This window comes from Paraburkholderia sp. CNPSo 3274, from assembly GCF_024206475.1.
Classification (GTDB): domain Bacteria; phylum Pseudomonadota; class Gammaproteobacteria; order Burkholderiales; family Burkholderiaceae; genus Paraburkholderia.
Genome location: NZ_JAMBPR010000002.1, coordinates 104,449 through 129,699, shown reverse-complemented (window position 1 = coordinate 129,699; position 25,251 = coordinate 104,449). Strand labels below are relative to the sequence as shown.

The window sequence follows — 25,251 nt, the reverse complement described above, 5'->3', positions numbered from 1 at the left end:
CACGCCTTTTTATTCGGCATCCTCACGATACCAGCGCGGCGTATAAATCCACTCGCCGCCGTCGCCGCGGGCGAACCCGCGCGTGGCCGACGACCCGACGATCACCATCGTGCGCATATCGACGTCCGCCGAACGCAATTCGCCCAGGGTCGTGGCGCGCAGCGTCTCGCCGGGGCGGCCCACGTCGCGGCCCAGCACCACGCGCGTGTGCGGTGCGCGCACGCTGCGCACGATTTCCAGCGCGCGCTCGAGCTGCCAGGGCCGCGCACGCGAGATGGGGTTGTAGAACGCCATCACGAGATCGGCCTGCGCCGCGTGAAGCAGGCGCTTTTCGATCACCGTCCACGGCTTCAGGTTGTCGGAGAGCGAAAGCACGCAGAAGTCGTGGCCGAGCGGCGCGCCGACTTGCGCGGCCGTGGCGAGCGCGGCGGAAACGCCTGGCACGATCGCCAGCTCGACGGCGTGCCAGCGCGAGTTGCCCGAACCTTCGAGCGCTTCGAGCACGGCGGCCGCCATGGCGAACACACCGGGGTCGCCCGACGAGACCACGGCCACGCGCCGGCCCTCGCTCGCCATCTCGAACGCGTGGCGGGCGCGCTGCACTTCTTCGCGGTTGTCGGTGGCGTGGCGCTGCTGGTCCACGCGAAACGGGCCCGCCATTTCCACATAGGTTGCGTAGCCGACGATATCGGTGGCGCTGTCGAGCGCGGCGCGCGCGGCGGGCGTGAGCAAGTCGGCGCGGCCGGGGCCGAGGCCCAGCACCGTAAGCTTGCCGCGCGCGCGGCCCAGCGCGAGCGGGTCGAGCGGCGCGGCCGCGCAGGCGAGGGCGATGCCGTTTTCGTTCGGCGCGTAGCGCTCGACGTCCGCCGCAAAGTCGAGGGCGGCGAGCGTGACTTGCGGCGTGTTCTCCGCGCTATCGACGAAGCGCAGCGGTACGCCGAGTTCCGTTGCCGCCCGTGCGAGCGACGCATCGCGCATGTGTGCAGAAGGGGCGACGAGTGCCGCCAGCGCGAGCGGCGCGAGGCCGTGTGCATCGAGTGCGCGGCGCACGCTATCGGCAAGCGCCTCATGCGGCGCGCTCACAGCCGCGACGATGCTGCGCGGATGAATCACGAGGTCGTCGGGACTGCCGTCCCACGTGTGCGCGCTCACCCGGATGGCATGGCGCGCCGCCGCGTCGCGCGGCAGATCGACGTTCTCCAGCCAAGGTGCCTGCCCATCCACGCGTGTCGTTGCGCCCGCAAGCAGATCGGAGACAAAGCGCTTGCCTTGCGCGAGGCTCGCCAGCGCATAGCCCGCGGGCGGATCGAGCAGGCAGGTGCCGAAGCGCAATTCGCCGCTCGTGGTGATGGCGGGCGCAACCGCGAGCGCCGCGCCAATTTCGCGCGCCATGACGTTCACGCCGGTGAGCCCACCGAGCAGCGGCACGACGGCGCTGCCATCCTCGGCGAGCGCGAGCACCGGTGGCTCCGCGCCCTTGTTGGCAAAGAGCGGCGCGAGGCACCGGATCACGATGCCCGCCGCGCATAGCGCGACGATGGGCATGCCGCGCGTATAGCATTCGCGCAAATGCGCGCCAAGCTCGCTGAACGCGACATCGCCTTCCACGCGGCCTTGCAGCGCATGGACCTGCGCGCCTGGGTAAAGCGCCTGCACGCGCCGCGCCGTGGCGAGCGCGCCGGGCCCGAGAATGACGATGGCGGGCGGCGTCACGACTGCCATTTCACCCCCGGCACGACGAGCAGCGAGAAGTAGGGCGAAGCCATCGGATCGACGTCGTCGAGTGGGACGATGCGCTGGTTCGCCATCGTTGCGCGCTCGACATACAGCGCGCGCTGCGCGAGGCCCAGCTCGCCCAGCACGCGGCGCACCTTGTCGAAGTTGCGGCCCAGTTTCATGATGACGGCGGCGTCCGCGTCGGCCAGGCGGCGGCGCAATTCGTCCTCCGGCAGCACGCCCGAGAGTATTGCGAGGCTCTGGTTGCGGTAGACGAGCGGCACGCCCAGCACGGCCGCGCCGCCCAGCATCGAGCACACGCCCGGCACGACTTCGGCCTCGTAGCGCGCGGCGAGCCGGTCGTGCAGATACATGTACGAGCCGTAGAAGAACGGGTCGCCCTCGCAGATCACTGCCACGTCGCGTCCGGCGTCGAGATGGCGCGAAAGCATTTGCGCCGCGCCGTCGTAGAAGTCGGCGATGATCGCTTCGTACGAGAGCGGCGGTTCGAGCGCTTCGGTCGTCACGGGGTACACGAGTGGCAGGCGTTCCTGCTCCGCTTCGAGATGGGCCTCGACAATGCCGAACGCATTGCCTTTCTTGCCCTTTGCGACGAAATACGCGACCACGGGTGCGGCCTTGAGCAGGCGCAGCGCCTTGAGCGTGAGCAGTTCGGGGTCGCCGGGGCCGACGCCAATGCCGTGCAGACGTCCTTTGCGGATCATTTATTCGGTCTCCGAAGCGAGTGCGTTGATGGCGGCGGCGGCCATCGCGCTGCCGCCACGGCGGCCGTGCACGACGACGAAGGGCACACCGTGATTCACGGCGGCGAGTTGCGCCTTGGACTCGGCCGCGCCGACGAAGCCCACGGGAAAGCCGAGGACGAGCGCGGGGCGCGGGGCGCCGGCGGCAATCATGTCGAGCAGATGGAAGAGCGCGGTGGGCGCATTGCCGATCGCAACGACGCCGCCTGCAAGATGCGGCCGCCACAGTTCGAGCGCGGCTGCCGAGCGCGTGTTGCCCATCTCGCGCGCGAGATCGGGTACGGCGGGATCGTCGAGCGTGCAGATCACGGCGTTGTTCGCGGGCAGGCGCGCGCGCGTCACGCCATAGGCGACCATTTTCGCGTCGCAGAGAATCGGCGCGCCGCCCGCGAGCGCGTTGCGGCCCGCCGTGCCCGCGCCTGAGGAAAACGCGAAGTCGGCGGTCACGTCCACCATGCCGCATGCGTGGATCACGCGCACGGCGAGTTTTTCGAGGTCGGCGGGAATGCGCGAGAGGTCGGCTTCGGCGCGGATCGTCGCGAACGACTCGCGATAGATCGCCTGGCCGTCGCGGATGTAATCAGACATCTTGGGTACTCCGGGGCCGCTGCGCGAGTGCGAGCGCAGCGGCTTCGATCGTCAGGTTGCGCGCGACGAGCTGGCCGAAGCCGCTTTGCGTGTCGTCGCGCTGGTACAAGTCGTAGTGGTCTGGGGCGCTGGCGAGCAACGTGAACGGCGCGCAATGCGCGGCCGCGCAGGAGCGCTCGCAGCCGCTCAGGTGGGCTTCGGCGTCGGGCGGCAGCAGGGCGGCGAGGCGCCGTGCGTCGGCTTTCGTGTCCGCGTGGCTTTTTGCGCATCCCGTCGAGCCCGTGCACGCGATGAGGCGCGCGAGCGGGTTGGTACGCGAGACGACGAGGCCGAGCGCGTGCAGGCGTTCGAGCGCGGCGGCCATGGCGTGCGCGGGCACGTTGGGCAGCAGCACGCCTTGCCATGGCGTCACGCGCAATGTCGCATCGCTTGAGTCTTCGGCGAGCGCGGCGAGTGCGCGCAGCGTTTGCGCGTCGATACGGCCGAGCGCGGGCTGCGCGCCCACATAGCCGCTGCCGTCGGCGTGCAGCGCGTGCGCGCCGAGGCGCAAGTCGGCGGGACTCGCCGCGCGGCGCCACGCGTGCAACGCGGCGTTGTCACGCATCAGCGCGAAATCGCCATGCTGTTGCGCGCGCTGCAGCAGCGCATCGAGCGAGTGAGCGGCCAGCACGTCGCGCATGCGTGTTGCATCCACACCGGCGAGATCGAGGAATGCATGCAGCAGCGCGCGCATCGACGCGCAAACGTCCCCGGCAGCGAGCGTGCCGATTGGGTGCGTCGTGGGGCAACCCGCGAGGCCCACCGCGAAGCGCACCGTTGCGCCATGCGGCAGCGCGGCGAGCCAGATGTCGTGCGGATGCTCGAGCATCGCCACACGTTCGCCGCCGTCCAGTTGCAGCGCGAACTTGGGCGAGAGCGTGGCGAAACGCGGCTCGCGCTGCATCATGTCGATGAGCGTGGCGGCGAGTGCCGTCGTGTCGCACAACGCGTTAGGGTCGAGGCCCGCGAGCGGGCTCAGCATCACGTTGCGCAATTCGTCGGCGGCGCACGCGCGCTCGACCGGGCTCGCGACGTCGATGCCAGCGGGGCCGAGGCCTGCGCCGATCAGCGTGGCGCTCAACGCCGCTTCCTCGCCCGCGCGCACGCCGCGAATCTGCAGGTTCGCGCGATTGGTCAGTTCGAGCACGCCGCTCGCATGCGTCAACGCAGCATCGGCGAGGGCGCGCGCACGCGCGGCGCTCAGCACGCCGCCAGGCAGGCGGATGCGGCACAGGGCGCCGTCGCGCGCTGCGACCACGCGTACGAGCCCCGGGCACGCCGAGGGGCGGAGCACGGCCAATGCAGCAGCGGGCGAGACGGGCTTCGTTTCGTGTTTCAAGGGAGTACCGGGTAAGCATCGCGCTAAAGCGGCGCGCTGCCCGCAAGGGAGGCGGGAAACGGCAGCGGTATCGGTACACCCCGCCCGATATGGGTTCGCGCGAACATTCGGCCGGCAGGTCTCCTGGCTCGCAGGTCGTGGACCGCATCGGCCTTCCCGGTAAAACACCAGTGGCTCGGGTGGATGCGGTCTCGCTGCTTACAGTCGCGGGGGCGGCCACAGCTTGCTGTGTTCCCTTCTATGCCTTAAAGGCGCCGGCGGACACGGTATTATGCCCGTTTTCACGCGTGCTCCGCCCCACGATCGGGCCGCGGGCCCGTGGCGGTGTAGAGAAACCGGCAACAAAACAGGCAACGGCGGGAGAACGAATGCAGGGTACGCAGGCATGGCTGACGGTGGTGGGCATAGGCGACGATGGCTACGCGGGGCTCGGGCGCGACGCGCGGCGCGCGCTGTTCGACGCGGCCATCGTGACAGGTGGCGAGCGCCATCTCGTGATGCTGCCCTCGCGCGTGCGTGCGCGGCGCGAAGCGTGGCCCCAGCCGTTCAGCGTGGAGGCGCTGCTTGCGTACCGCGAGTCGAATGTGTCCGTATGCGTGCTCGCGAGCGGCGACCCCATGCTGTTCGGCGTGGGCGCGACGCTCGCGCGCCGCGTGGCGCCCGGTGAAATGCGTGTGCTGCCCGCGCCGTCGTCGCTCTCGCTCGCGGCGGCGCGTGAGGGGTGGGCGCTGCAGGATACGGCGATGGTCTCGCTCGTCGGCCGTCCGCTCGATGCGCTGCGCCGCCACCTCTACCCGCGCTCGCGCGTGCTCGCGTTGAGCGCGGATGGGCACACGCCCGCGGCGCTTGCAGCGTTGCTCGCCGAAGCGGGCTTCGGCGCCACGCGTCTTGCCGTGCTTGAACATTTGGGCGGCCCGCTCGAGCGCCGCATCGAAGGCCGCGCCGATGCGTGGCACGTCGAAGAAGCCGCGGCGCTCAATCTGGTCGCGTTCGAGTGCGAAAGCGATCGTACGCAAACGCTCGCGCGCGGCTGGACGCTCACGCCCGGCCTTCCCGACGACGCCTACCGCCACGACGGTCAGATCACGAAGCGCGACGTTCGCGCGCTCACGCTCGCGCGTCTCGCGCCGACGCCCGGCGCGCTGCTGTGGGATGTGGGCGCGGGCAGCGGCTCGATCGGCATCGAGTGGATGCGCTCGCACACCGCTTGCCGCGCGATCGCGATCGAGGCGCACGCCGAGCGTCAACGCTTCATCGAGCGCAATCGCGCGGCGTTGGGTGTGCCAGGTTTGCAACTCGTTGCGGGCCGCGCGCCCGAAGCGCTCGCAGGACTCGCCGCGCCCGACGCGGTATTCATCGGCGGCGGCGTGACCGTACCCGGCGTGCTGGACGCGTGCTGGGCGGCGCTCGCGAGCGGCGGGCGGCTCGTCGCGAACGCGGTGACGTTGCAGAGCGAAGCGACACTCGTGGCATGGCGCGCGCAGCACGGCGGCACGCTCACGCGCATTGGCATCGGCGAGGCGCAGCCGCTGGGCGGCTTCGATACCTGGCGTCAGGCCTTGCCTGTCACGCTTTACGAGGCCGTCAAGCCATGACGGCGCGCATCCTGCTGCTCGGCGGCACCGGCGACGCGCTGGCGATCGCGCGCACGCTCCGCCCGCGGCACGTGTACTCGCTCGCGGGCCTGGGCCGCGTGCCCGCCGATCTCGCCTGCGCGGTGCGTGTGGGCGGCTTTGGTGGGGCAGAAGGGCTCGCACGCTTTCTCGCCGACGAAAACATCGCACTCGTTGTCGACGCCACGCATCCCTATGCGGCGCAGATCAGCGCCAACGCGGCGCGCGCATGCGCGGCGGCACACGTGCCGTACTGGGCGCTGCGGCGTGCGCCGTGGCAGCCGCAGCCCGGCGACGACTGGCGCATGGTGAGCGGCTGGGCCGGCCTGGTTGAAGCGATTGTGCCGTTCGCGCGCCCGCTCTTCACGCTCGGGCGCGAGCCGCTTGCGCATCTGAACGAAGTGCCGGAGCGGCAGCACTGGACGATCCGTTGCCTCGAAGCGCATCCCGGCCACGCCCGCGCTCGCATCATCGACGCGCGCGGGCCGTTCACAGTCGAAGGCGAGCGCGCGCTCTTTACCGAAGCTCGCATCGACGTCGTGGTTAGCAAGAACAGCGGCGGCGCCGCGACCGAAGCGAAGCTCGCCGTCGCGCGCGCAATGGGGCTGCCAGTGGTGATGATGCAGCGGCCGCTGCTGCAGGACGCGCAACGTGAATTCACGTCAGCCCAAGAGGCAATCGACGCGCTCGCGAACCCTATTTAGCGGAGTTTCAACGCATGACAGTTTTCTTCATCGGCGCGGGGCCGGGCGATCCTGAGCTGATCACCGTGAAGGGCCAGCGCCTCGTGCGCAGTTGCCCCGTCATTCTCTACGCGGGCTCGCTCGTGCCGCCCGCCGTGCTGGAAGGCCACCGCGCACACAAGGTCGTGGACACGGCGCCGCTCACGCTGGACGAGATCGTCGCTTTGCTCGAAAGCGCGCATGTCCAGGGCTTCGACGTGGCGCGCGTGCATTCGGGCGACCCGTCGCTCTATGGCGCAATCGGCGAGCAGATCCGGCGGTTGCGTATGCTCGGTATTCCTTATGAAGTCGTGCCTGGCGTGACCGCGACCGCTGCATGCGCGGCGGCGCTCGGCAGCGAACTCACGCTGCCCGGCATCTCGCAAACGCTCATTCTCACGCGCTACGCCACGAAAACGTCGATGCCCGAAGGCGAGCAGTTAGGCGACCTCGCGCGTCATCGAGCGACGCTCGCGATTCACCTCGGCGTGCGCCATATCGCGCGCATCGTCGGAGAATTGCTGCCGCACTATGGCGAGGATTGCCCCGTGGCGGTGATCTATCGCGCGAGCTGGCCCGACGAGGAGCGCGTAACGGGCACGCTCGCGGATATCGCGCAAAAGGTGCTGGCTACGGATATCGAGCGTACGGCGCTGATTCTCGTGGGGCGCGTGCTCGCGGCGGAGGGGTTTGCGGATTCGACGTTGTATGGGGCGCAGAAGCGCTAGGGTTATGAAAGCGCGCGCAAGTGCTCACGCAGCTTATCCACTTGACCCTCGGCAAACTCCTTTTCGATCTCCTCGTGCGTTTGCTGCCACAGCGGAAACGCCACGTTGAGCAGTTGATGCCCCTCGTCCGTGAGGCTCAGCAAACGGCTGCGCTTGTCTTCCGGGTCCTGCTCGATCACCACGAGGCCGCGCCGCTCCAGCGGCTTGAGCGCGGCTGTGAGCGTCGTGCGGTCCATGGCCAGCAGCGACGCCACGTCTTTCATGCCGGGCGGATGCGGCCGGTTCAGCGACATCAGCAGCGAAAACTGCCCGTTCGTGAGTTCGAGCGGACGCAGCACGTCGTCGAAAATGCGCGCAAGGTTGCGTGCCGCCCGCTGCATATGCAGACACAGGCAGCAATCGCGCACCAATAGCGTGGTTTCGAAGGGAAGTTTCTTTGCGCGTGCCATGTTGCAATTATGTTGATATCAACCTATCCTGTCAAGGCCGGATGGGCGACATGCCGTTGCTTCCGTTTTCAGACCAGCAACCAGACCAGCAGTTGGAGGACACATGAGTGATCAGAAACTGTTTCTCGTTGTTTTTCTCGGTACCAAAGACAACGCACGCATGAAGGGGTGGGCGGCGCTTTCCGAAGCGGATCGGCATGCAAAAGAAAAGGAGGGCATTGCGGCCTGGCATGCGTGGGTCGAAAAGCACAAGGCGTCGATCGTCGATATGGGCGGCCCGCTCGGCAAAACCAAATCGATTGGCGAGCATGGCATCGCAGATACGTCTAACGCGCTAACAGGCTATACCGTTCTGCGTGCCGCATCGCACGAAGAGGCCGCGAAGCTGTTCGAAGGGCACCCGCACTTTTCGATTTTTCCGGGCGAGGGTGTCGAAGTGATGCCCGTTCTACCGATTCCCGGTGCCTGAACGGAGGCGCGTCATGAAACTCTACGGTTTTGCCGGCACCCGTTCGCAACGCGCGCTATGGGGCCTCAAGGAAGTCGACGCCGATTTCGAATTCGTCTCGGTCAATCTGCTCGAAGGCGAGCACAGGCGGCCCGAATACCTGCGCATCAATCCCGCGGGCAAGGTGCCCGTACTGATCGACGGCGACCGCGTGATTCCCGAGTCGGCTGCAATCGTGCTGTATCTCGCGGATAAATATCCGGAGAAGGTGCTATTGCCCACGGATCTCGACGAGCGCGCGCAGGCGTATCGCTGGACCCTGTTCGCGGTCACCGAGCTGGAACAGCCGCTTTGGAGAATCACGCGGCACTCGTTCCTTTATCCACCGGAAAAGCGCAGTCCCGCCGATATCGAACTCGCGCGGGAGGACTTCAAGACCATGGCCGCGGTGCTCGAGAAGCACCTCGAAGGACGCGAGTTTATCGTCGGCAACAGGCTTTCCGTCGCCGACTGCGTGACGGTATATCTGATGGACTGGGCCAACGAAGTGCAACTGCTGGACGGCTTCCCGCGCTTGCAGGCGTATCTCGATCGCCTCTACGCGCGCCCCGAAGCGCCACAGCGCATAGCCGAAGCGCGCAAGGCTGCGTAAATGGAAAACGGCCCAATCGGATCGCGCCGATTGGGCCGCCTCGTTACCGCGTTATGAAATGTCAATGCGCCCGCGCGTGCTCATGATCCACATGCGTGCGCGGCTGCGTCACCGTGCTCACCACGGCAAGCACGATCACGTTCACGAACAGCGCAAGGAAGCCGATGTTGACGTCCTTGAGCGCGTCCGGCGCGAACGGAATCAACTGCGCCACGCTCACATGCGTGAGCGTTGTGAGGATCACCACGAGCACGCCCGCCACGATGCCACAGAACGCGCCTTGCTTCGTCACGCGATTGCGCGCGGAAAGGCTGCACACCAGCGCCGGGAACAATTGCGTAACGAAGTTGTAGCCCATCAGCAGCAGCGCGACGATGGTGTCACCGCCATTGAGCGTGAAGCCGACCGCCACGAGCGCGACCACCGGCACGAAAACGCGCGCGAGCTTCGCGACTTTCGCGTCGTCCGCGCTCTTCGCGAGGCCGCCGCGATAGATGTCGTTGGCGAGCAGCGTGGAAGCCGTGGTGAGGATCATCGAGCCGGGCACGAGTGCGGTGAGCACGCCTGCCGCGCCGATCACGCCCACGAACCACGGATCGAACGTTTGCAGGGCGAGACGGAAAAGCGAGAGGTCGATGTCGCCTCCCTTGAGGCCCGGCACCTTGAGCACGGCCGCGAAGCCGCAGAAGAACACGAACAGCAAAATGAGCTGATAGAGCGGCAGGATCATCGCGTTGCGGCGGAAGATGCGTTCGTTCTTCGCGGTATAGACCGACATGAACGTGTGCGGCCACATGAAGAAGCCCAGCGCCGTGAGCAGCACGGTGGACTGGAACCACGTCACGCTCTGGCCGCGTGCCGGGAAGGTGAGGAAGCCGGGCTTGGCTGCGTCGATGGCGCGGAACATTTCGCTCAGGCTGCCGTAGTGGTGAATCGGCAGGTAGACGCCGAGGAACACGGCGATGGCGAGAATCATCGTGTCCTTCACGACCGAGTTCCACGCACAGCCGCGCACGCCCGAGACGATCACGTAGCACGTGACCACGGCCGCGCCGATCCAGATCGCCGCCGTGGAGGAGATCGCGCCATAGGAGGCGGTCGTCACGATGATGCCGAGGCCCTTGAGTTGCAGGACGAGATACGGCACGAGCGCGAGCACGCCCACGCATGCCACCAGCACGCCGAGCGCTGGGCTCTGATACTTGCGCGCGAAGAAGTGCGGCTGCGAAACGAGTCGGTGCTGCTTGGCGAAGCGCCACACGGGCGGCAGCATCCAGTACGAGAGGATGTACGCAAGCGTGCCGTAAGCAAGAATGTAGTAGACGGGTGCGCCCTTGCCATAGGCGAAGCCGCTGCCGCCGAGGAACGTGAAGGTCGTGTAGATCTCGCCCGCCATCAGCAGGAACACGAACGCGGTGCCGAAGCTGCGGCCGCCCACAGCCCACTGCTCGAGACTCATGTCGTGCCCGCGGCGGGCGCGCATGCCGAGGTAGAGCGCGACGAAGGTCATCGCCGCGATGATGATGAGGGCGCTCATGATCGCACCTCCGCGTCCGCTTCGCCCGACAGCCGGTTGACCGGGTCGAGCCGGTAGACGATCCCCATGATCGCCGCGGCCAGCACGACCCACATGACGATCCACGCGAGCACGAGCGGCATACCGAGCACGAGCGGCTCGGTGCGGTTGACGAACGGCACCCCTAACAGGATGCCGATAAAGGGCAAGGCAGCGAGCAACCGCAGTGACATGGCAACTCCTCTTTCATATGAGAAGAAAAGAAACGTCGCGTCGGGGTGCGAGGCCACCCACTCTATGCTTGTGAACGCGCCCCGTAAAGCTGCCAAAAATACTGAAACGCTTGCCGTAAATATTGGTGCAACGCGCCATTTTTTGGGGCATCGGGCGGCATCAATCAGGCACGCCAAACGCCGATCCGGCTACACTTCTCGCAGCCCGGCGCGCTTTTTGCGCATGCCCTTACCGGATCGACTCCATGATCGAGAGCCTGATTTCAGACATCCTGTTCGGTTTTATCGGACTCATCAGCATCATCAATCCCTTCAGCGGTGCTTTCGTTTTTCTCGATCGTGCCGCAACGCTCACTGAAGAAGAGCGGCGCCTGCTCGCCAAGCGCGTGGCGATCAACGCGTTCTTCGTGCTGGTCGCAGCGTTTTTCGTGGGCACGCCCATCCTGCATTTCTTCGGCATTTCAATGGAAGCGCTGCGTATTGGCGGGGGCCTCGCGGTGGCCGTGAGCGGCTGGCAGATGCTCAACGCGCCCGAGCCCGAGCCGCCCGCGGTCGATCATCCGGTCAAGCCCATGAGTGCGAGTTCGGCTTCCGGCAAGGCTTTTTTTCCGCTGACCATTCCGCTCACCACCGGCCCGGGCTCCATCGCCACCGCCATCGCGCTGAGCGCCAACCGCACGCACAAGCTTTCGGCGTGGCTGCTCTCGAGCTTCGCGTCGATCGTGATCTCCGCGCTCGTCATGCTCGTGATCTATTACGTATACGGCCGCGCTGCGCGGCTTTCGCAGTACCTGGGTGTGGAAGGCACGCGCGTGGCCATGCGCGTGTCGTCGTTTCTGCTCCTGTGCATCGGGGTGCAGATCATACTGACTGGCCTGACCGGATTTCTCACGCCGATCGCCGACCTGCGCGCCGCGAAGTAGCGGCGCTTTCAAACGGGCCGGCGTACACAAGCGTCCTTACGCGAAGGAGACCATCATGTGCCGCTGGCTCGCTTATACCGGGAACCCCGTACAACTCGAAACCGTGCTCTTTCACGCACGGCATTCGCTGATCGACCAGAGTCTGCACTCCACTCAGGGCGCGACGACAACGAACGGCGACGGCTTTGGCCTTGGCTGGTATCAGGACCCGCACGACATTCCCTATCGCTACCGCAGCGTGCATCCGGCCTGGAACGACCGCAACCTGCGCGAACTGGCGCGCGCGGTGCGTGCGCCCATGTTCATCGCGCACATTCGCGCGGCCACGCATACGCCCGTGCAGGAAACGAACTGCCATCCGTTTCGCCACCGGCGCTGGATCTTCGCGCACAACGGCCTGATCCGCAGCTATCCGCTGATGCGGCGCGATCTGCTGGTCGCGATTGAGCCCGGGCGCTTCAATGCGCTCGAAGGGTCGACGGATTCGGAGACGATGTTCAATCTCGCGATGACGTTCGGTCTCGAAGTCGATCCCGTTCTTGCGCTGGAACGCATGGCGGGCTTTGTCGAGGAAACCGCAAAAAAGCATGGCGTCGAGCCGGCGCTCAACATGACGGTTTGCGCATGCGACGGCGAGCAGATCGTCGCCGTGCGCTATTCGAGCGAGCGCAATTCGCGCTCGCTTTATCACACCACGGCGTTCCGGCACCTGCGCGAACTGTATCCCGACGACCCGCGCATCGCGGCGGCCGGCGACGACGCATATCTGCTCGTTTCGGAGCCGCTTGGCGACAGGCCCGAGGTCTGGGCCGAAGTGCCGGAATCGACGGCCATTATCGTGCGCGGGTCCAAGGTCGAATACCGGCCGTTCGTGCCGACTGTACCTTGAGGCACCACCTCAAGTCGACGTCACGCGCTGCGGCGCCTTTGCCTTGCCGCTGCGAGCGCGAGCACCTCGTCGAAAAGCGTAACGTCCACGGGCTTCACGAGATGCATCTCGAAGCCCGCTGCACGCGTGAGCTCGATGTCGGCGGCCTGGCCAAAACCCGTCATCGCGGCGAACAGCGTGTGCTTGAGCGTTGGCAGCGCGCGCAGGGCGCGCAGCGTCGCATAGCCGTCGATCTCGGGCATGGCGATGTCGATGAGCGCGGCGTCGGGCGTGAAGCCGTCCACTTCCTCGCGCGCGTGGGCGGCACTGTAGGCCACGCGCACGACGTGCCCTTTGAGTTCGAGCAGCATGGCGAGGCTGTCGGCCGAATCACGGTTGTCGTCGACCACGAGCACGCGCAGCGGCGGCACGCCGGCTTCGGCCAGCGCGGCAAGCTCGGCCGTGTCCGGCGCGAGCGGCGGCGGCTGCACGGCATGCACGATCTCGCGCGCAAACGGCAGGCGGATCGTGAACGCGCTGCCTTTGCCGGGCCCGTCGCTCCTGGCGGAGATGGTGCCGCCATGCAGTTCGACGAGCGAGCGGCACAGCATGAGGCCGATGCCGAGCCCGTTTTCCGCGGGCCCCGGCACCGAGCGGTCCTGGCTGAAGAGGCCGAAGATCGACTCGTAGGTGCCGGGCCTCAGCCCGCGGCCCTCGTCGCGCACCTGGATCTGTACGACGCGCGCGGCTGAGCGCACGTCCACGATGATGTGGCTGCCGTCGGGCGAGAACTTCGAGGCGTTGTGCAGCAGGTTCTGCAGCACCTGCACGAGGCGCGTGTGGTCGCCCGTCATGGTGAGCGTCTCGTCGGGCATCTGCACGTCCACGTGCTGGCCGCGTGCCGAGGTGAAGGGCTGCGCCGCGTCGATGGCGTGCGCGACCACTTCGCGCAGTTCGAGCGGCGCCTCGCGCAACTCGATCTTGCCCGACGTGATGCGCCCAACGTCGAGCAGGTCGTCCACGAGCCGCGTGAGGTGAACGATCTGGCGGTCGATCATTTCGCGCGCGCGCTCGATGTCGGGGCTCGGCGCATCCATGAGGCGCATCGTGGCCACGGCGTTGCGCACCGGCGCGAGCGGGTTGCGCAGTTCGTGCGCGAGCATGGCGAGGAACTGCTTCATCTGCTCGCTCGAATGCTCGAGTTCGTCGGTGCGGCGGCTTTCGGTCATGTCGCGCGTGACCTTCGCGAAACCCGTGAGCCGGCCGTGGCCGTCGTGCACCGCGGTGAGCGTGACGTTGGCCCAGAACATCGAGCCGTCCTTGCGCACGCGCCAGCCCTCGGTCACGACCCGGCCCAACTCCTTCGCGCGGCGCAGCTCGCGTTCGGGCTGGCCAGCGGCGACCTCGTCGGCCGGATAGAACACGGAAAAATGCTGGCCGACGATCTCGGCGGGGCGGTAGCCCTTCAGGTTGGTCGCGCCGGTGTTCCAGCTCACCACGTGGCCCTGCGGATCGAGCATGAAGATCGCGTAGTCGCTCACGCTTTCCACGAGCAGGCGAAAGCGCTCTTCGGAAACGCGCAGCGCCTCGACCTGGCGGCGTTCGGCGGTGAGGTCGCGGGTGACCTTGGCGAAGCCGGCGAGCGAGCCGTCGCGCTCGCGCAGCGCGGTGATGACGACGTTGGCCCAGAACATCGAGCCGTCCTTGCGTACGCGCCAGCCTTCGTCGTTGAAGCGTCCGTGCAGCGCGGCCTGCTCCAGCTCGTGATCGGGCCAGCGGCGCGCGTTGGCTTCGGCGGTGTAAAAGCGCGAGAAATGCTGGCCGATGATCTCGTGCGCTTCATAGCCCTTGATGCGGGCCGCGCCGCGATTCCAGCTCGCGATGTAGCCGTGCGTGTCGAGCAGGAAGATCGCGTAGTCCTCGATTGGCTCCACGAGCGCCTCGAAGCGGCGTTCGTTGTGGCTTTCGGCGGCGATGCCGGGGTCGGGCGTCGTCATGGTCCTCGGGTCTGTCATAGGGCCTGTTCACAAGTTTGACAGGCTCTGGCCTCTTGAATGGACGGCCCGCGCGCAGCGGGCGCCGCAGCTTACCACGCGCGCTGCCCTGAGCGGTCGTACTTTTCGGCCATTGCCGGAATGCCTGCGCGCACGTGGCGTTCCGCGCGGCGTACCTGGCGCGTGAGCAGCACGACGTGCGGCGGCACCACGCGGCGTGCCCGCAACGTCCAGAACGCGCCGCGCAGTAGCGCCACGCCCGCGGGCCCGAGCGAGCGTTGGCGCGCGAACACGGCGAGCGCGCGGCCGGTCGCTGCGATCGCATCGCGCGCGGGCAGGCGCATCCACGCCACCCAGGCGGTGTTGCGCGCGAGCGAGCATTGCTGCGCGCGCGTGAACCAGCGGTAAAGCGGTTCGCGATGCGCGAGCGCCTGCTCGCAATAGACGATCTGATGGCCGGCCGAAAGCATGTCGAGCGCGGCAAGCTCCTCGGCGCCGCCGTGTGAAAGCCGCTCCTCGTAGCCGCCGAGCGCGCGGAACACGGCCGCGCGGAAAATGCACGCGCCGGCCATGAAGTTCGCGAGCGCCGGCCCGGCCTCGCTCTCCGTGCCAGGCGACGTGGCGGCGAGCATCAGGCAGGCGGGGTGTATCTCGCGCTCGTCGCCGCTCACTACGCGCGCGTTGAGCACGGCCACTTGCGTGTGGGCGTCGAGCAGCTGCGCCGCGCGCGCGAGCGCGCCGGGCGCGAACCAGGTGCTGTCGTCGCAGCACGCGACATAGTCGGTGCGCGCGAGCAGCACGGCGCGATTGAAACCGGCCATGCCGTGGTCGCCCAGCGACTGGACGATGCGCACTTGCGGAAAAAGCGACGCCAGCAGGGAGACGGTGGAATCGGTGGAGCCGTTGTCGGCCACGATGACGTCGGGGTGTTCGGAAAGGGCGGTGAGGCGTGCGACGGTATCGATGGTTTGACGCACGTGATTGCGCGTGAGGACAACCACCGTCACGCGCGGCGCGCTGGGGATTCCGGGGGCAGGGGCGGAGTCGTTCATCGCAGCAGGCGGCGGGAGCCGGCCGGTGAGTTGTCGAATTGACCTATGTCAGCATACGCCGATGGCGCGCGACATGCAGTACCTGACGTGCGCCAGAGGCGTGGCGGCGCAGCGGCGGTGCTGCACTGCACCGTCGAGAGCTGCGCAAATTTCGCGCCGCGTTCGGCGGCGCGCGATCAGCGCAGTTCGCCGCTCGATCAGCCGCTCAATGAGCCGCTCAGTCGCGAGCGCAGACTTCGTCGAGGTGGCCGAGCAGGTCGGCGGGATCTTCGTACACGCGCAACGCGCCCGCGCGTTCCAGTTCCTCGGTGCCGTAGCCGCCCGACTGCAGGCCAATGCCGAGCGCGCGGCAGCGCTGGGCCGCGAGCATGTCCCAAACGCTGTCGCCCACCACGAGGCAGCGCTCGACCGGCACGTTCAGCCGCAGCGCCGCGGCGACGAAAAGATCCGGGTCGGGCTTGGCGTGGCGCACTTCGTCGCGCGTGACCACGGTCGTGACGGACGGGTCCACGCCGAGCGCCTGCAAGTTCACGGACGCCGTGGCGATCCGCCCGCTCGTGGCGATCGCCCAGGGTACCTGGGCGGCGCTGAGCGCGTCGAGCAGCGCGCGCGCGCCGGGCAGCGGGCGCACCTGGTCGGCGTGGCGGCGGTAGGCGTCGGCGTGTAGTTTTTGCAAGCGCGCGATGCGCTCGGGCGAGATGGCCTCGTGCGTCTCGCGCAGCAACTGGTTCATGAAGAGCCCGCCGCTCATGCCGATGCGCCGGTGAATGCGCCACACCGAAAGCTCGATGCCGTCCGCGTCGAGCGCTTCCTTCCATGCGAGCACATGCTGATAAACGCTGTCGACGAGCGTGCCGTCGAGGTCGAACAAAAAGGCCGATTCGTTGCGCATGGGTGGCTCCTCTTGCAACACGAAGATTACGCTGCGGTAGCGCAAAAAGTGTACGCCGCGCGCCCATGGCGTGCGCCGCGGCGGGCGTGCGGCGTCGCTTCAGGGCGCGCTGGCCGCAGCCGCGCCGGACGCCGCCGGTGCGCCTTGTGCGGCTCCAGTCTGCGGATACATCTGCAGCAGCACGCGCAGTACGCCATTGGTCCATCCAAAGCCGTCCTGCAGCGGATATTCGCCGCCGCCCGCCGAAGATGCCTTCGTGGCCGACGCGCTTACGTCGTATTTCTCGACGAGCTTGTGCGTGCGCGCGTAGTAGGCGAGATTCGTTGCGATCCAGCGCGTGGCGATTTCCTGCGCCAGGTCCTGCTCGCCGTAGCGGCGCAGCCCCATGACCGCGAGATATTGCAGCGGCGCCCAGCCGTTCGGCTCGTCCCATTGCTGGCCAGTCGCGACCTGAGTGGTGGCGAGGCCGCCGGGGCGCAGCAGTCCGGCGCGCACCGCGGCGGCCACTTCCTGCGCCTCTCCTTTCGTCGCGACGCCCGCATAGAGCGGGTAGACGGTCGCCGCCGTGAGCCGGTGCGTGAGCGTGTGGTGCGCGAAGTCGTAATCGCAGTACGCATGCAACTGCGGGTCCCAGAGCACGCGGTCGATGGCGTCGGCGCGTTGTTGCGCGCGCTTCGTCATCAGTTCGGCCTCGCGCGCGTCGCCCTTCAGGCCGTAGGCCTTCGCGAGCGTGCGTTCGAGCATCACCATCAGCGAATTGAGGTCCACCGGCGCGAGCGAGGTCACGTCGATGGTCGAGAGCGTGTGGCCGTCGGCGAGCCAGCGCGAGCTGTAGTCCCAGCCCGTTTCCGCGCCCGCGCGCAGGTTGCGCCAGAGGTCCGAGGCGTCGCGCTGCGGCGTGGCTCGCGCGGTGAGGATGTCCTCGCGGTACGACTCGTCGCGTGGGCGGTTGCGCGCATCCCAGTAGCGGTTGAGCAGCGTGCCGTCGGGCAGGCGCACGAGGTGGCGCGCGGCGTGGCCGGGCTTGAGCGTTTGCGCGCCGGCCATCCAGTAGTCGTATTCCTTGCGCAATTGCGGCAGGTAATGGAGGTACACGGCGTCGCCGTCTTTCTCGGCGACGAGGCTCACCATCTGCGCGAAAAACGGCGGCTGCGAGCGGCTCAGGTAGTACGTGCGATTGCCGTTCGCGATGTGGCCGTAGCGGTCGATCAGCGCGGCGAAGTTGTTCAGCTCGTCGAGCGCGAGTTCGTGGCGGCCGCTGGCTTCCAGGCCGAGCATGATGAAGTACGAATCCCAGTAGTAGATCTCGTTGAAGCGCCCGCCCGGCACGACGTACGCGTACGGCAGCGGCAGCAGCGACGAATACGGATTCGGCTTCGCGTCGGGGCGGCGGCTCAGCACGTTCCAGAGCGTGTCGATGTGGCCGACGACATCCTGGTTCGGATCGGAAACGTAGTGGTTTTCAATTTGCGCCGGGGCCGTGAAGTACTGGTTCACGAACTGCGTGAGCGCGGCCTTGCGCGCGGCAGGATCGTGCTGCCCCGCGTGTTGCTGGCGCCAGCGCTCGTAGGCGGCCGTGATCTGGCTTGGGCGCTCGTTGGGCAGCATGTCGGCAAACGTCTTGCTGTCGGGGAAGATCTGCGCGATCTGCACGTCGTGATAGAGACGGCCGTAGAGGTCGGCGGGCGTGGCGGGCTGGCTCTCTTTTGCGGCTGCGTGCTGCGCCGGCGAGCGAACCGGCTTCGCCGATTGCGCGGGCGTTTGTAATTCCTGCGCGTTGACTGGTGCGTTCGCGGAGGCTGCGGCGTCGGCCAGTGCGTCGGCGGCATGGGCGGCTTGCGCGAGCGGCAATGCGAGGCACAACGCAGCGGCGAGTGTGGCGGCAAACGGGATGGGGCTGGATGTCGTGGCGGATGCGGGCGTGCGGGAGCGGAACGGGAAAGACATGGCCTTGATGTTATTGATGGGCGAGGAGCGCGCCGGCGCGCAAACCTGGGGCGCAGGCGAAGCGTGTCGATGAGCAATTTCCGTTCCGCGCAGCGGCTAAATGAGATGGCTGGCGACTGCGGCACTATTCGAAATCGGGATAGTCCATATTCTCCATATCGCGTTGCGCGATAACGGGTGCAGCGGCGAAACTTGCGGAAAATCAATTCAGCAACGCCGCATCAGGAGACATCTCATGCGCACTCAGGTTGGCATCATTGGCGCCGGGCCCGCGGGCCTGCTTCTTTCCCATCTTCTTCATTTGCGTGGCATCGACACGGTCGTGCTCGAGCTGCGTGGCCGCGAGCAGATCGAATCGACCATTCGCGCCGGCGTGCTCGAGCAAGGCACGATGGACTTGCTGACCGAAGCGGGCGTCGGCGCTCGCATGAAGGCCGAAGGCGCGCTGCATCACGGCTTCGAACTCGCGTTCGAAGGCAAGCGTCGCCGCATCGATCTCACTGGCCTCACCGGCAAAGCCATCACCGTCTACGCGCAGCATGAAGTGCTCAAGGACCTCGTGGCCGCGCGCGTGGCCGCCGACGGCAAGCTCTTCTTCAATGTCTCGAACACGTCGATTCACGGCGTCGAAACCAGCACGCCGTCGATCCGCTTCACGCACGAAGGCGAGGAACACGAGCTGCACTGCGACTACGTGATCGGCTGCGACGGTTTCCACGGCGTGTCGCGCGCCTCGATTCCGGCGGCGCTGCGCCAGGACTACGAGCGCGTGTTCCCGTTCGGCTGGTTCGGCATTCTCGTCGAGGCGCAGCCCACTTCCGACGAACTGATCTACGCGCGCCACGATCGCGGCTTCGCGCTCGTCAGCACGCGCTCGCCGAACGTGCAGCGCATGTATTTCCAGTGCGATCCGAAGGACAACGTCGATAACTGGTCCGACGACCGCATCTGGGCCGAGTTGCATGCGCGCGTCGATTCGCACGAAGGTCACCAGGTGGTGGAAGGCAAGATCTTCCAGAAGAACATCGTGGGCATGCGCAGCTTCGTCACGACCACGATGCAGCACGGGCGCCTCTTTCTCGCGGGCGACGCGGCGCATATCGTACCGCCTACCGGCGCGAAGGGCCTCAATCTCGCGGTGGCGGACGTGCGCGTGCTGACCGCGGCGCTCGTGGCGCTCTACAAGGAAGGCCGCACCGATCTGCTCGACGGCTATAGCGAAACGGCGCTGCGCCGCATCTGGCGCGCCGAGCACTTCTCGTACTGGATGACGCGCATGATGCACCGCCTCGACGACGCCACGCCGTTCGAGCAGCGCCTGCAGGTTGCCGAGCTGGAGCACGTCACCACGTCGCGTGCCGCCGCGACGGCAATGGCCGAGAACTATGTGGGCGCGGTTGCGGTGTGAGGTAAGCGCAACGAATGAAATGGCCGCGCGAGTCCCGAAGGGCTCGCGCGGCTTTTTTGTTTTCGGCGTGGACCGCTTCAAGCCGGCTTTAAATTGCCGTGAGCGGCGCGATGCCCAGTTCGTTTGCGATATCGGCGAAAGGCTTTCTCACGGAGTCGGGCAAAACGATCGTTTGCGTATGCCGCGCGCGATTTTCCGCCTCATATTGGCCCGGATACTGCACCGGCTGCGCAGGATCCTGCGGCGGGCAGCTGAGCAGATAGTCGAGGAACGATTCGACCTCTTGCGAGCGCCAGGTCGTGTTGAAATCCACCTGCGGATCGAGCACCAGCGCGAACAGATTGTTGGTCGCGACGCCATTGCGCGGATTGTCCGGATGGATCGTGCCGCCGCCCGAGAGCACGCCCGCGAGCAGTTCCGCCACGAGCCCGAGCGCATAGCCCTTGTGCAGGCCGAACGGCAGCAGCGCGCCGGGCGGGTCGGCGAACAGCACGTTGGGGTCGGAGGTCGGCTGGCCGTTCGCGTCGATCACCGAGCCGTCGGGCGCCGGCAGACCGTTTTCCGCGAGCACGCGCGCCTTGTTCACGGCAATGGCGCTCGTGGCGATATCCACGACGAAGGGCGGCCGCCCGCCCGGCAGCGGACCCGCGAAGCACAGCGGGTTGGTCGTGAGCCGAGGCTCGCGCCCGCCGAACGGCGCGACGGTCGGCGCGCGGTTCACCACGTTGGTGAACGCGAGCAGCACGTAGCCCTGCGCCGCGATCATTTCGCCATAGTGGCCCATGCGCCCCAGGTGATGGCTATGGCGCAGCGTCACGATGCACTGGCCATATTCGCGCACGCGAGCGATCGCGTCTTCCATCACGACCTTGCCCACGTGCTGACCGAAGCCGCTGTGGCCGTCATAGCCGATCAGGCTGCCGCGGTCGACTACGCGCTCGGCGCGGCCATCGGCGGTGACGAAACCCGCGGCCAGCACGCGCTTGTAGTTCGGCAGGATCGACAGGCCGTGGCTCGCGTAGCCCACGCGGTCGGATTCGATCAGGTGGTCGGCCACGTCGGCGGCGATGTCTTCGGGCACCGAGACGTTCGTGAGCACGGCCGTGGCGAAGCGGCGTGCGTCGTCGATCTTGACTTCCATGAGTGGCTCCTCGCTAACCGTGCAGCGTTCGGGTGCAGTGTTCAGATCCAGCCCAGCCAGCGCCACCACGTCGCGGCGAACAGCAGCAATAACGCATAGCCGACGACGGTCAGTACGATGCCCACGCGCGCGAACTGCTTCGCCGTGAACGTTTCGGTGGCGAGGCACACCATGTTTTGCGGCGCGTTGATCGGCAGGATGAAGCCGAAGCTCACGACGTAGCCGAGCAGCATGGTAAGACCGAGCCGGTTGAAGTCGCCCTGCATGGATTGCAGCACCGACACGAGAATCGGCAGCATCGCGGAGGTGAGCGCCGTTGCGCTCGCAAAACCGAGGTGGATGAGGATGAGGAAGGCCGAGAGAATCGCGAAGGCCATGAACGGCGTGGCGGTGTCGAGCCCCGTATGATGCGCGACGAGGTCGCCGAGCCATTGACCCGCCTTCGTCGTGAGCAGCGCCGTGCCGAGGCTGATGCCCACGCCGAACACGATCACCGTGCCCCACGGAATGCGGCTTTGCACGGTCTTCCAGTCCATCACGCCAAAGCGCGGCAACAGCAGCAGCACGAGCCCCACGTAGGTGACCGAGGTGGTGTCGAACGGGTGCAGCTTGCCTTCGGTCGCCCAGAAGAGCAGCAGGCCAATGGATACACCCAGCAGGCGCTTTTGCGGGCCCGTCATGGGGCCGAGTTCGCGCAGCGAGGCTTCGACGGCTTCCTTGCCGCCCGCGATAGCGTCGGCTTCGGGCGGCAGCATCTTCAGCACGATGAAGAGCAGCGCTGCCGACATCACGATCGCCCAGGGCGCGCCCGCAATGAGCCAGTCGAGCCACGTGACGCGCGCGCCGAGCATCTTGTCCATGAAGCCCACGGTCAGCAGATTCTGCGCGGCGGCGGTCTGGATGCCGACGTTCCAGATGCTCGTGGCATGCGCGACCACGATCATGATGCCCGCCGCGATGTTCGAGCGCTTGTCCACGCCGAACGCCGAGATCACGCCCACCATGATCGGCACGACGCAGGCGCTGCGCGCGGTGGCGCTCGGCACCACGAGCGAGAGGACGATGGTCACGGCGACCGCGCCGATCAGGATGCGCCGCGTGGTGGTGCCGATGAGCGAGAGCGTGACGAGCGCAATGCGCCGGTCGAGCCCGGTGACGGTCATCGCCGCGGAGATAAAGAGTGCGCCGGCCACGAGTGCGAGCGCGGAATTGGAGAAGCCCGCGAGCGCCATGCTGATGGCTTTGTTGGTGCCGTAATCGACAGCGGGGTTTTCGATGGTGGGCGCGGTGCCCACGAGAAACGCCATGAGCGAGGTGATGATGATGGCGCTCGCTTCATACGAGACCGCTTCGGTGAGCCACACGACCACAGCGAACGCGAGGATGGCGAGCATGCGCTGGCCGGCGGGCGGGAGGCTATCGGGCAGGGGCAGCAGAAGCACGACGACGAGCACGATCACGCCCGCGATCAGACCCACAGGTATGCCCTTTTTCTGCGGGGCGGCGCTCGCGTTGGCTGCTGGCTGGGGTGCGTTCATGGCGATGACTCCATGTTGGGCATGCACGCGGCATGGCTCGCGATGCCTTGCGGCAGAGCGCGTGCTGCGTCGATGGCGGCGGTGTTGCGGCTTGCGAACGAGTCAGCGCATTCGCTTCGCGGATGGTACTGCCATTCGACTGATGAAGCGTTTAGTGTGTACGGCGGGAGCGGGCGAGCGCGAAGGCGGAGGAAGGGCAGCGTTCGAGCATGCTGCGGGTAATGCGGGCAAGTTGATGGTGAAGGCGTTTTAACCGGCAAGGCAGCCGGTTAAAACGGACGCTGACGCGAATTACTGGTTGGTGCCAGCAGCAGCGTTAGCTTTCTTCTGTGCGTCCTGCAGGTTCTGCGGATAGTTCGGGTCGTTCAGCGCCGGCTTGTAGCCCGCGTCTTCCAGCTTCTTCAACTCGGCGTTGTTCTTCGCGCGGGCTTGCTTGCGCTCGGCCTTGCGCTGCGCTTTGGCCTGAGCCTTGGCCTGTGCCTTCTGTTCCTTGGTGAGCGGTTGCGAGGTTGCGGCCTGATCGGCGGCAGGCGCGCTGGCCTCGGTTTGCGCGAACGACGGCGCGGCAACGCCGATCAGGAATGCGGCGGTCGCCGCGGCGAGAGTCAGCTTGCTGGTGGTGGAGCGCATCGATTCCCCTAATGATTGGTTTGAACTACCCAGGGCTGGGAGGACGGGCGCAAACGGCTGCGGCGCGCCCGTCCCCCAATGTAATCGATCCCCACCAAAGACGGTAGCAAGCGCTGACCCTGGCATCCAGGCAGCTGCGCCGGCCTCACCGGGCGCTCAGGCGCCGAGCTTCGCGGCCGCCGCCGCGACTACGCGCGCGCGTTCGGCGAGCGACGCGGCTGTCTGCGCGCGCAACCTTTCCACGATCGCAGGCGGCGCGCTGGCGGGGTCGCCCGCATCGAACGGCGGCGCGGGCGCGTACTCGAGTTCGAGCTGGAGCGCCTGGGCGGCCTCGTCGCCGATCAACTCGGCGGCGAGCGTCAATGCGAAATCGATACCCGCAGTGATGCCGCCGCCGGTCAGCACGTTCCCGTCGCGCACCACGCGCGCTTTCACGGGCAGCGCGCCGAGCGGCTCCAGCAGTTCGTGGAAGGCCCAGTGCGTGGTCGCGCGGCGCCCGCGCAGGAGCCCGGCCGCGCCGAGCACGAGCGCACCCGTGCAAACCGAGGTGACGTAGCGCGCCGTGCTTGCCTGGCGGCGCAGGAACGCGAGCGTCTCGTCGTCGGGAATCAGCTGGGAGACGCCGCTGCCGCCCGGCACGCAGATCACGTCGAGCGGCGGGCAGTCCTCGAAGGTCGTGTCGGGCGTGAGCATGAGGCCGGTGCTCGAGCGCACCGGATCGAGCGTCTTCCAGATGAGCCGCGCTTTCGTGTCCGGCATCGAGGCGAGCACGTCGTACGGGCCGGTCAGGTCGAGCTGTTGAACATTGGGAAATGAGAGAAATCCGATTTGCAGTGCCATGTGGTGTTCCCGGTCAAGGTTGGCCTGTCGAATAGGGCCGGTGGTGTGCCGATGATTCGGGAATCACTGTAATCTCGCCCCGGTGCACGACCATGCCAAAAGCCGCGCAAAAACTGCCAGCGGCGCACGCGCGAGTACAATCGCGCGCCTTGCACTACCCGCAACCGGAAATACGCAACATGGAGCATTGGGGCTGGCACGCCGCGTTCGGCGTGTGCTGCGCGGGCATGGTGCTCGGTATCGTCAACTTCTGTCTGATGCGCCGCACGCTCGCGCGCATCGGCTCGGCGCCCGACGACCGCCCGCTGCACATGGGCCGCGCCGCCCTCGTGGCGGTGGGCGCGGTGGCGCTCGGCGCGGCGACGATGTTCGTGCTCCAGCACGAGGCGATCGCGCGCGGCTGCGTGTATGCCGCGGCCGCCGCCATTCTCGCGATCTTCGGCTGGATGCTCGTGCGCTGCGAGCATGCCGAGCGCGCGGGCCTGATCGCGGCGCTCATCCTCACGGCCCAGGTGATCCTGTTCTTCGTGTTCTATCAGCAGATGTCGACTTCGCTCACGCTGTTTGCGCTGCGCAACGTCGATCCGCAGTTCACGCTGTTCGGTATTGCGCTGTTCCGATGGAGCCCGGCGCAGTTCCAGGCGCTCAATCCCATCTGGATCATGGTGCTTTCGCCCGTGCTCGCCGTGCTCTACACGTCGCTTGCGCGGCGCGGCCGCGATGTGCCGGTGGCCGTGAAATATGCACTGGGCTTCGGCGTGGTCGCCGCGGGCTTTTTCGTGTTCGCGGCGAGCGGGCGCTACGCGGTGGAAGGGCGCGTGTCGTCGTGGTTCATGGTGGCCGGCTACGGGCTTTACTCGCTCGGCGAGCTGCTCGTGAGCGGCCTCGGGCTCGCGATGATCGCGCGCTACGTGCCCGCGCGCATGAGCGGCTTCATGATGGGCGCGTACTTCGTCGCGACCGGCGTTTCGCAGTATCTGGGCAGCGTGGTGGCGAATTTCGCGCAGATGCCCTCGGGCACGCTCGACCCGCTTACCTCGTTGCCGCTTTATACGCGGCTCTTTACCGGGCTTGGCTGGCTCGCGTCGCTGGGCGTGCTGGTGGCCGTGCTGCTGTTGCCGATCATGAACCGCCTCTCGCGCGAGCATCACGCAAAATGCGGCGCGCAAGCGACGCGCGAGCCGCGATCGGAAAGCATCCAGTAATCGATA

The 25,251-nt window shown here is 67.0% G+C and carries 23 protein-coding genes, 1 pseudogene and 1 riboswitch; of the genes and pseudogenes, 9 read left to right on the top strand and 15 right to left on the bottom strand.

All coding sequences use genetic code 11. From position 1 onward, the window contains the following. Positions 1-9: 9 nt before the first annotated feature. Genes cobJ through cobG form a run of 4 tightly spaced genes read right to left on the bottom strand, consistent with a single transcriptional unit; the run spans position 10 to position 4,446 of the window. Positions 10-1,722: a precorrin-3B C(17)-methyltransferase gene (gene cobJ / locus M3I54_RS01695; RefSeq protein WP_254332516.1), complete on the bottom strand. Its 1,713-nt coding sequence runs from the start codon at positions 1,720-1,722 to the stop codon at positions 10-12. Next, on the bottom strand, positions 1,710-2,441 hold the full coding sequence (locus M3I54_RS01690) for a precorrin-2 C(20)-methyltransferase (protein WP_254332514.1): 732 nt from the start codon (positions 2,439-2,441) through the stop codon (positions 1,710-1,712). Before M3I54_RS01690 ends, cobJ begins: the two co-directional genes overlap by 13 nt. Beyond that, the gene (locus M3I54_RS01685) at positions 2,442-3,068 is read right to left on the bottom strand and encodes a precorrin-8X methylmutase (protein ID WP_254332512.1); all 627 of its coding nucleotides are present in this window, start codon (positions 3,066-3,068) and stop codon (positions 2,442-2,444) included. It abuts the gene before it with no gap. After that, positions 3,061-4,446 carry a precorrin-3B synthase gene (gene cobG / locus M3I54_RS01680; protein ID WP_254332510.1) on the bottom strand — a complete coding sequence of 462 codons (1,386 nt, stop codon included), beginning with the start codon at positions 4,444-4,446 and terminating at the stop codon, positions 3,061-3,063. Before cobG ends, M3I54_RS01685 begins: the two co-directional genes overlap by 8 nt. 95 nt (positions 4,447-4,541) lie before the next feature. Continuing rightward, positions 4,542-4,720, bottom strand: a riboswitch (cobalamin riboswitch). Between the two features lie 94 nt (positions 4,721-4,814). On the opposite strand from cobG, the gene cbiE reads away from it, so the two are divergent. The 3 genes from cbiE to cobM are packed head-to-tail and all read left to right on the top strand — an operon-like array spanning position 4,815 to position 7,509. Further along, on the top strand, positions 4,815-6,041 hold the full coding sequence (gene cbiE, locus M3I54_RS01675) for a precorrin-6y C5,15-methyltransferase (decarboxylating) subunit CbiE (protein WP_254332508.1): 1,227 nt from the start codon (positions 4,815-4,817) through the stop codon (positions 6,039-6,041). After that, positions 6,038-6,763, top strand: a complete 726-nt coding sequence (locus M3I54_RS01670; protein ID WP_254332506.1) for a cobalt-precorrin-6A reductase — start codon at positions 6,038-6,040, stop codon at positions 6,761-6,763. The genes cbiE and M3I54_RS01670 overlap by 4 nt, the downstream gene beginning before the upstream one ends. Positions 6,764-6,777: 14 nt before the next feature. Beyond that, positions 6,778-7,509: a precorrin-4 C(11)-methyltransferase gene (gene cobM / locus M3I54_RS01665; RefSeq protein ID WP_254332504.1), complete on the top strand. Its 732-nt coding sequence runs from the start codon at positions 6,778-6,780 to the stop codon at positions 7,507-7,509. Positions 7,510-7,511: 2 nt separating this feature from the next. Here the strand turns inward: cobM and M3I54_RS01660 are convergent, their stop codons facing one another. Continuing rightward, positions 7,512-7,958 carry a MarR family winged helix-turn-helix transcriptional regulator gene (locus M3I54_RS01660; protein ID WP_254332502.1) on the bottom strand — a complete coding sequence of 149 codons (447 nt, stop codon included), beginning with the start codon at positions 7,956-7,958 and terminating at the stop codon, positions 7,512-7,514. Between the two features lie 103 nt (positions 7,959-8,061). Between M3I54_RS01660 and M3I54_RS01655 the strand changes: the two genes are divergently transcribed. Continuing rightward, positions 8,062-8,427, top strand: coding sequence for a hypothetical protein (locus tag M3I54_RS01655; RefSeq protein WP_254332500.1), 366 nt, complete (start codon positions 8,062-8,064; stop codon positions 8,425-8,427). A 13-nt stretch (positions 8,428-8,440) separates the two neighbouring features. Then, the gene (locus M3I54_RS01650; RefSeq protein ID WP_254332499.1) at positions 8,441-9,058 is read left to right on the top strand and encodes a glutathione S-transferase family protein; all 618 of its coding nucleotides are present in this window, start codon (positions 8,441-8,443) and stop codon (positions 9,056-9,058) included. A 61-nt stretch (positions 9,059-9,119) separates the two neighbouring features. On the opposite strand, the gene M3I54_RS01645 is transcribed toward M3I54_RS01650, so the two are convergent. Next, complete coding sequence (locus M3I54_RS01645) at positions 9,120-10,595, bottom strand: sodium:solute symporter (protein WP_254332498.1); 1,476 nt, start codon at positions 10,593-10,595, stop codon at positions 9,120-9,122. Further along, positions 10,592-10,807: a DUF3311 domain-containing protein gene (locus M3I54_RS01640; protein ID WP_201698763.1), complete on the bottom strand. Its 216-nt coding sequence runs from the start codon at positions 10,805-10,807 to the stop codon at positions 10,592-10,594. The genes M3I54_RS01645 and M3I54_RS01640 overlap by 4 nt, the downstream gene beginning before the upstream one ends. Before the next feature lie 245 nt (positions 10,808-11,052). On the opposite strand from M3I54_RS01640, the gene M3I54_RS01635 reads away from it, so the two are divergent. Both M3I54_RS01635 and M3I54_RS01630 read left to right on the top strand, forming a co-directional pair. Beyond that, positions 11,053-11,730 carry a MarC family protein gene (locus M3I54_RS01635; RefSeq protein ID WP_254332497.1) on the top strand — a complete coding sequence of 226 codons (678 nt, stop codon included), beginning with the start codon at positions 11,053-11,055 and terminating at the stop codon, positions 11,728-11,730. A gap of 55 nt (positions 11,731-11,785) precedes the next feature. After that, positions 11,786-12,619: a class II glutamine amidotransferase gene (locus tag M3I54_RS01630; RefSeq protein WP_254332496.1), complete on the top strand. Its 834-nt coding sequence runs from the start codon at positions 11,786-11,788 to the stop codon at positions 12,617-12,619. Positions 12,620-12,639: 20 nt separating this feature from the next. Here M3I54_RS01630 and M3I54_RS01625 read toward each other — a convergent pair whose 3' ends face one another. The 4 genes from M3I54_RS01625 to treF form a co-directional block, all read right to left on the bottom strand. Further along, positions 12,640-14,595, bottom strand: a complete 1,956-nt coding sequence (locus M3I54_RS01625; protein ID WP_254332495.1) for a PAS domain S-box protein — start codon at positions 14,593-14,595, stop codon at positions 12,640-12,642. A gap of 89 nt (positions 14,596-14,684) precedes the next feature. Continuing rightward, positions 14,685-15,644, bottom strand: coding sequence for a glycosyltransferase family 2 protein (locus tag M3I54_RS01620; protein WP_254332494.1), 960 nt, complete (start codon positions 15,642-15,644; stop codon positions 14,685-14,687). Positions 15,645-15,861: 217 nt separating this feature from the next. Continuing rightward, on the bottom strand, positions 15,862-16,536 hold the full coding sequence (locus M3I54_RS01615; protein WP_254332492.1) for an HAD family hydrolase: 675 nt from the start codon (positions 16,534-16,536) through the stop codon (positions 15,862-15,864). Positions 16,537-16,635: 99 nt separating this feature from the next. Continuing rightward, positions 16,636-18,483 carry an alpha,alpha-trehalase TreF gene (gene treF / locus M3I54_RS01610; protein WP_254332490.1) on the bottom strand — a complete coding sequence of 616 codons (1,848 nt, stop codon included), beginning with the start codon at positions 18,481-18,483 and terminating at the stop codon, positions 16,636-16,638. A gap of 235 nt (positions 18,484-18,718) precedes the next feature. On the opposite strand from treF, the gene M3I54_RS01605 reads away from it, so the two are divergent. Beyond that, positions 18,719-19,891, top strand: coding sequence for a 4-hydroxybenzoate 3-monooxygenase (locus tag M3I54_RS01605; RefSeq protein ID WP_254332488.1), 1,173 nt, complete (start codon positions 18,719-18,721; stop codon positions 19,889-19,891). Positions 19,892-19,979: 88 nt separating this feature from the next. Here M3I54_RS01605 and M3I54_RS01600 read toward each other — a convergent pair whose 3' ends face one another. From M3I54_RS01600 to M3I54_RS01585, 4 genes are all read right to left on the bottom strand, one after another. Next, the gene (locus M3I54_RS01600; RefSeq protein WP_254332486.1) at positions 19,980-21,032 is read right to left on the bottom strand and encodes an Ldh family oxidoreductase; all 1,053 of its coding nucleotides are present in this window, start codon (positions 21,030-21,032) and stop codon (positions 19,980-19,982) included. A 41-nt stretch (positions 21,033-21,073) separates the two neighbouring features. Further along, positions 21,074-22,570 (bottom strand): DASS family sodium-coupled anion symporter, encoded by a 1,497-nt coding sequence (locus M3I54_RS01595; protein ID WP_254332484.1) that lies wholly within the window; start codon positions 22,568-22,570, stop codon positions 21,074-21,076. A gap of 291 nt (positions 22,571-22,861) precedes the next feature. Then, positions 22,862-23,200, bottom strand: a complete 339-nt coding sequence (locus tag M3I54_RS01590; protein ID WP_254332482.1) for a DUF4148 domain-containing protein — start codon at positions 23,198-23,200, stop codon at positions 22,862-22,864. A 156-nt stretch (positions 23,201-23,356) separates the two neighbouring features. Further along, entirely contained in the window at positions 23,357-24,040 is a 684-nt protein-coding gene (locus tag M3I54_RS01585) for a DJ-1/PfpI family protein (protein WP_254332480.1), read from the bottom strand. 182 nt (positions 24,041-24,222) lie between these two features. Here M3I54_RS01585 and M3I54_RS01580 point away from each other — a divergent pair. Then, a pseudogene (locus M3I54_RS01580) lies at positions 24,223-25,245 on the top strand (peptide MFS transporter); the annotation flags it as partial. Between the last annotated feature and the right edge of the window lie 6 nt (positions 25,246-25,251).

Excerpts from the sequence above, each read along its gene's own strand:
- M3I54_RS01645 (WP_254332498.1), bottom strand. The coding sequence starts at position 10,595 with ATGAGCGCCCTCATCATCATCGCGGCGATGACCTTCGTCGCGCTCTAC.
- M3I54_RS01670 (WP_254332506.1), top strand. The coding sequence starts at position 6,038 with ATGACGGCGCGCATCCTGCTGCTCGGCGGCACCGGCGACGCGCTGGCG.
- M3I54_RS01630 (WP_254332496.1), top strand. The coding sequence starts at position 11,786 with ATGTGCCGCTGGCTCGCTTATACCGGGAACCCCGTACAACTCGAAACC.
- M3I54_RS01620 (WP_254332494.1), bottom strand. The coding sequence starts at position 15,644 with ATGAACGACTCCGCCCCTGCCCCCGGAATCCCCAGCGCGCCGCGCGTG.
- M3I54_RS01635 (WP_254332497.1), top strand. The coding sequence starts at position 11,053 with ATGATCGAGAGCCTGATTTCAGACATCCTGTTCGGTTTTATCGGACTC.
- M3I54_RS01685 (WP_254332512.1), bottom strand. The coding sequence starts at position 3,068 with ATGTCTGATTACATCCGCGACGGCCAGGCGATCTATCGCGAGTCGTTC.
- cobM (WP_254332504.1), top strand. The coding sequence starts at position 6,778 with ATGACAGTTTTCTTCATCGGCGCGGGGCCGGGCGATCCTGAGCTGATC.
- M3I54_RS01625 (WP_254332495.1), bottom strand. The coding sequence starts at position 14,595 with ATGACGACGCCCGACCCCGGCATCGCCGCCGAAAGCCACAACGAACGC.
- M3I54_RS01615 (WP_254332492.1), bottom strand. The coding sequence starts at position 16,536 with ATGCGCAACGAATCGGCCTTTTTGTTCGACCTCGACGGCACGCTCGTC.
- M3I54_RS01650 (WP_254332499.1), top strand. The coding sequence starts at position 8,441 with ATGAAACTCTACGGTTTTGCCGGCACCCGTTCGCAACGCGCGCTATGG.
- M3I54_RS01600 (WP_254332486.1), bottom strand. The coding sequence starts at position 21,032 with ATGGAAGTCAAGATCGACGACGCACGCCGCTTCGCCACGGCCGTGCTC.
- M3I54_RS01595 (WP_254332484.1), bottom strand. The coding sequence starts at position 22,570 with ATGAACGCACCCCAGCCAGCAGCCAACGCGAGCGCCGCCCCGCAGAAA.
- M3I54_RS01690 (WP_254332514.1), bottom strand. The coding sequence starts at position 2,441 with ATGATCCGCAAAGGACGTCTGCACGGCATTGGCGTCGGCCCCGGCGAC.
- M3I54_RS01640 (WP_201698763.1), bottom strand. The coding sequence starts at position 10,807 with ATGTCACTGCGGTTGCTCGCTGCCTTGCCCTTTATCGGCATCCTGTTA.
- M3I54_RS01585 (WP_254332480.1), bottom strand. The coding sequence starts at position 24,040 with ATGGCACTGCAAATCGGATTTCTCTCATTTCCCAATGTTCAACAGCTC.
- treF (WP_254332490.1), bottom strand. The coding sequence starts at position 18,483 with ATGTCTTTCCCGTTCCGCTCCCGCACGCCCGCATCCGCCACGACATCC.
- cobJ (WP_254332516.1), bottom strand. The coding sequence starts at position 1,722 with ATGGCAGTCGTGACGCCGCCCGCCATCGTCATTCTCGGGCCCGGCGCG.
- M3I54_RS01590 (WP_254332482.1), bottom strand. The coding sequence starts at position 23,200 with ATGCGCTCCACCACCAGCAAGCTGACTCTCGCCGCGGCGACCGCCGCA.
- M3I54_RS01655 (WP_254332500.1), top strand. The coding sequence starts at position 8,062 with ATGAGTGATCAGAAACTGTTTCTCGTTGTTTTTCTCGGTACCAAAGAC.
- M3I54_RS01605 (WP_254332488.1), top strand. The coding sequence starts at position 18,719 with ATGCGCACTCAGGTTGGCATCATTGGCGCCGGGCCCGCGGGCCTGCTT.
- M3I54_RS01660 (WP_254332502.1), bottom strand. The coding sequence starts at position 7,958 with ATGGCACGCGCAAAGAAACTTCCCTTCGAAACCACGCTATTGGTGCGC.
- cbiE (WP_254332508.1), top strand. The coding sequence starts at position 4,815 with ATGCAGGGTACGCAGGCATGGCTGACGGTGGTGGGCATAGGCGACGAT.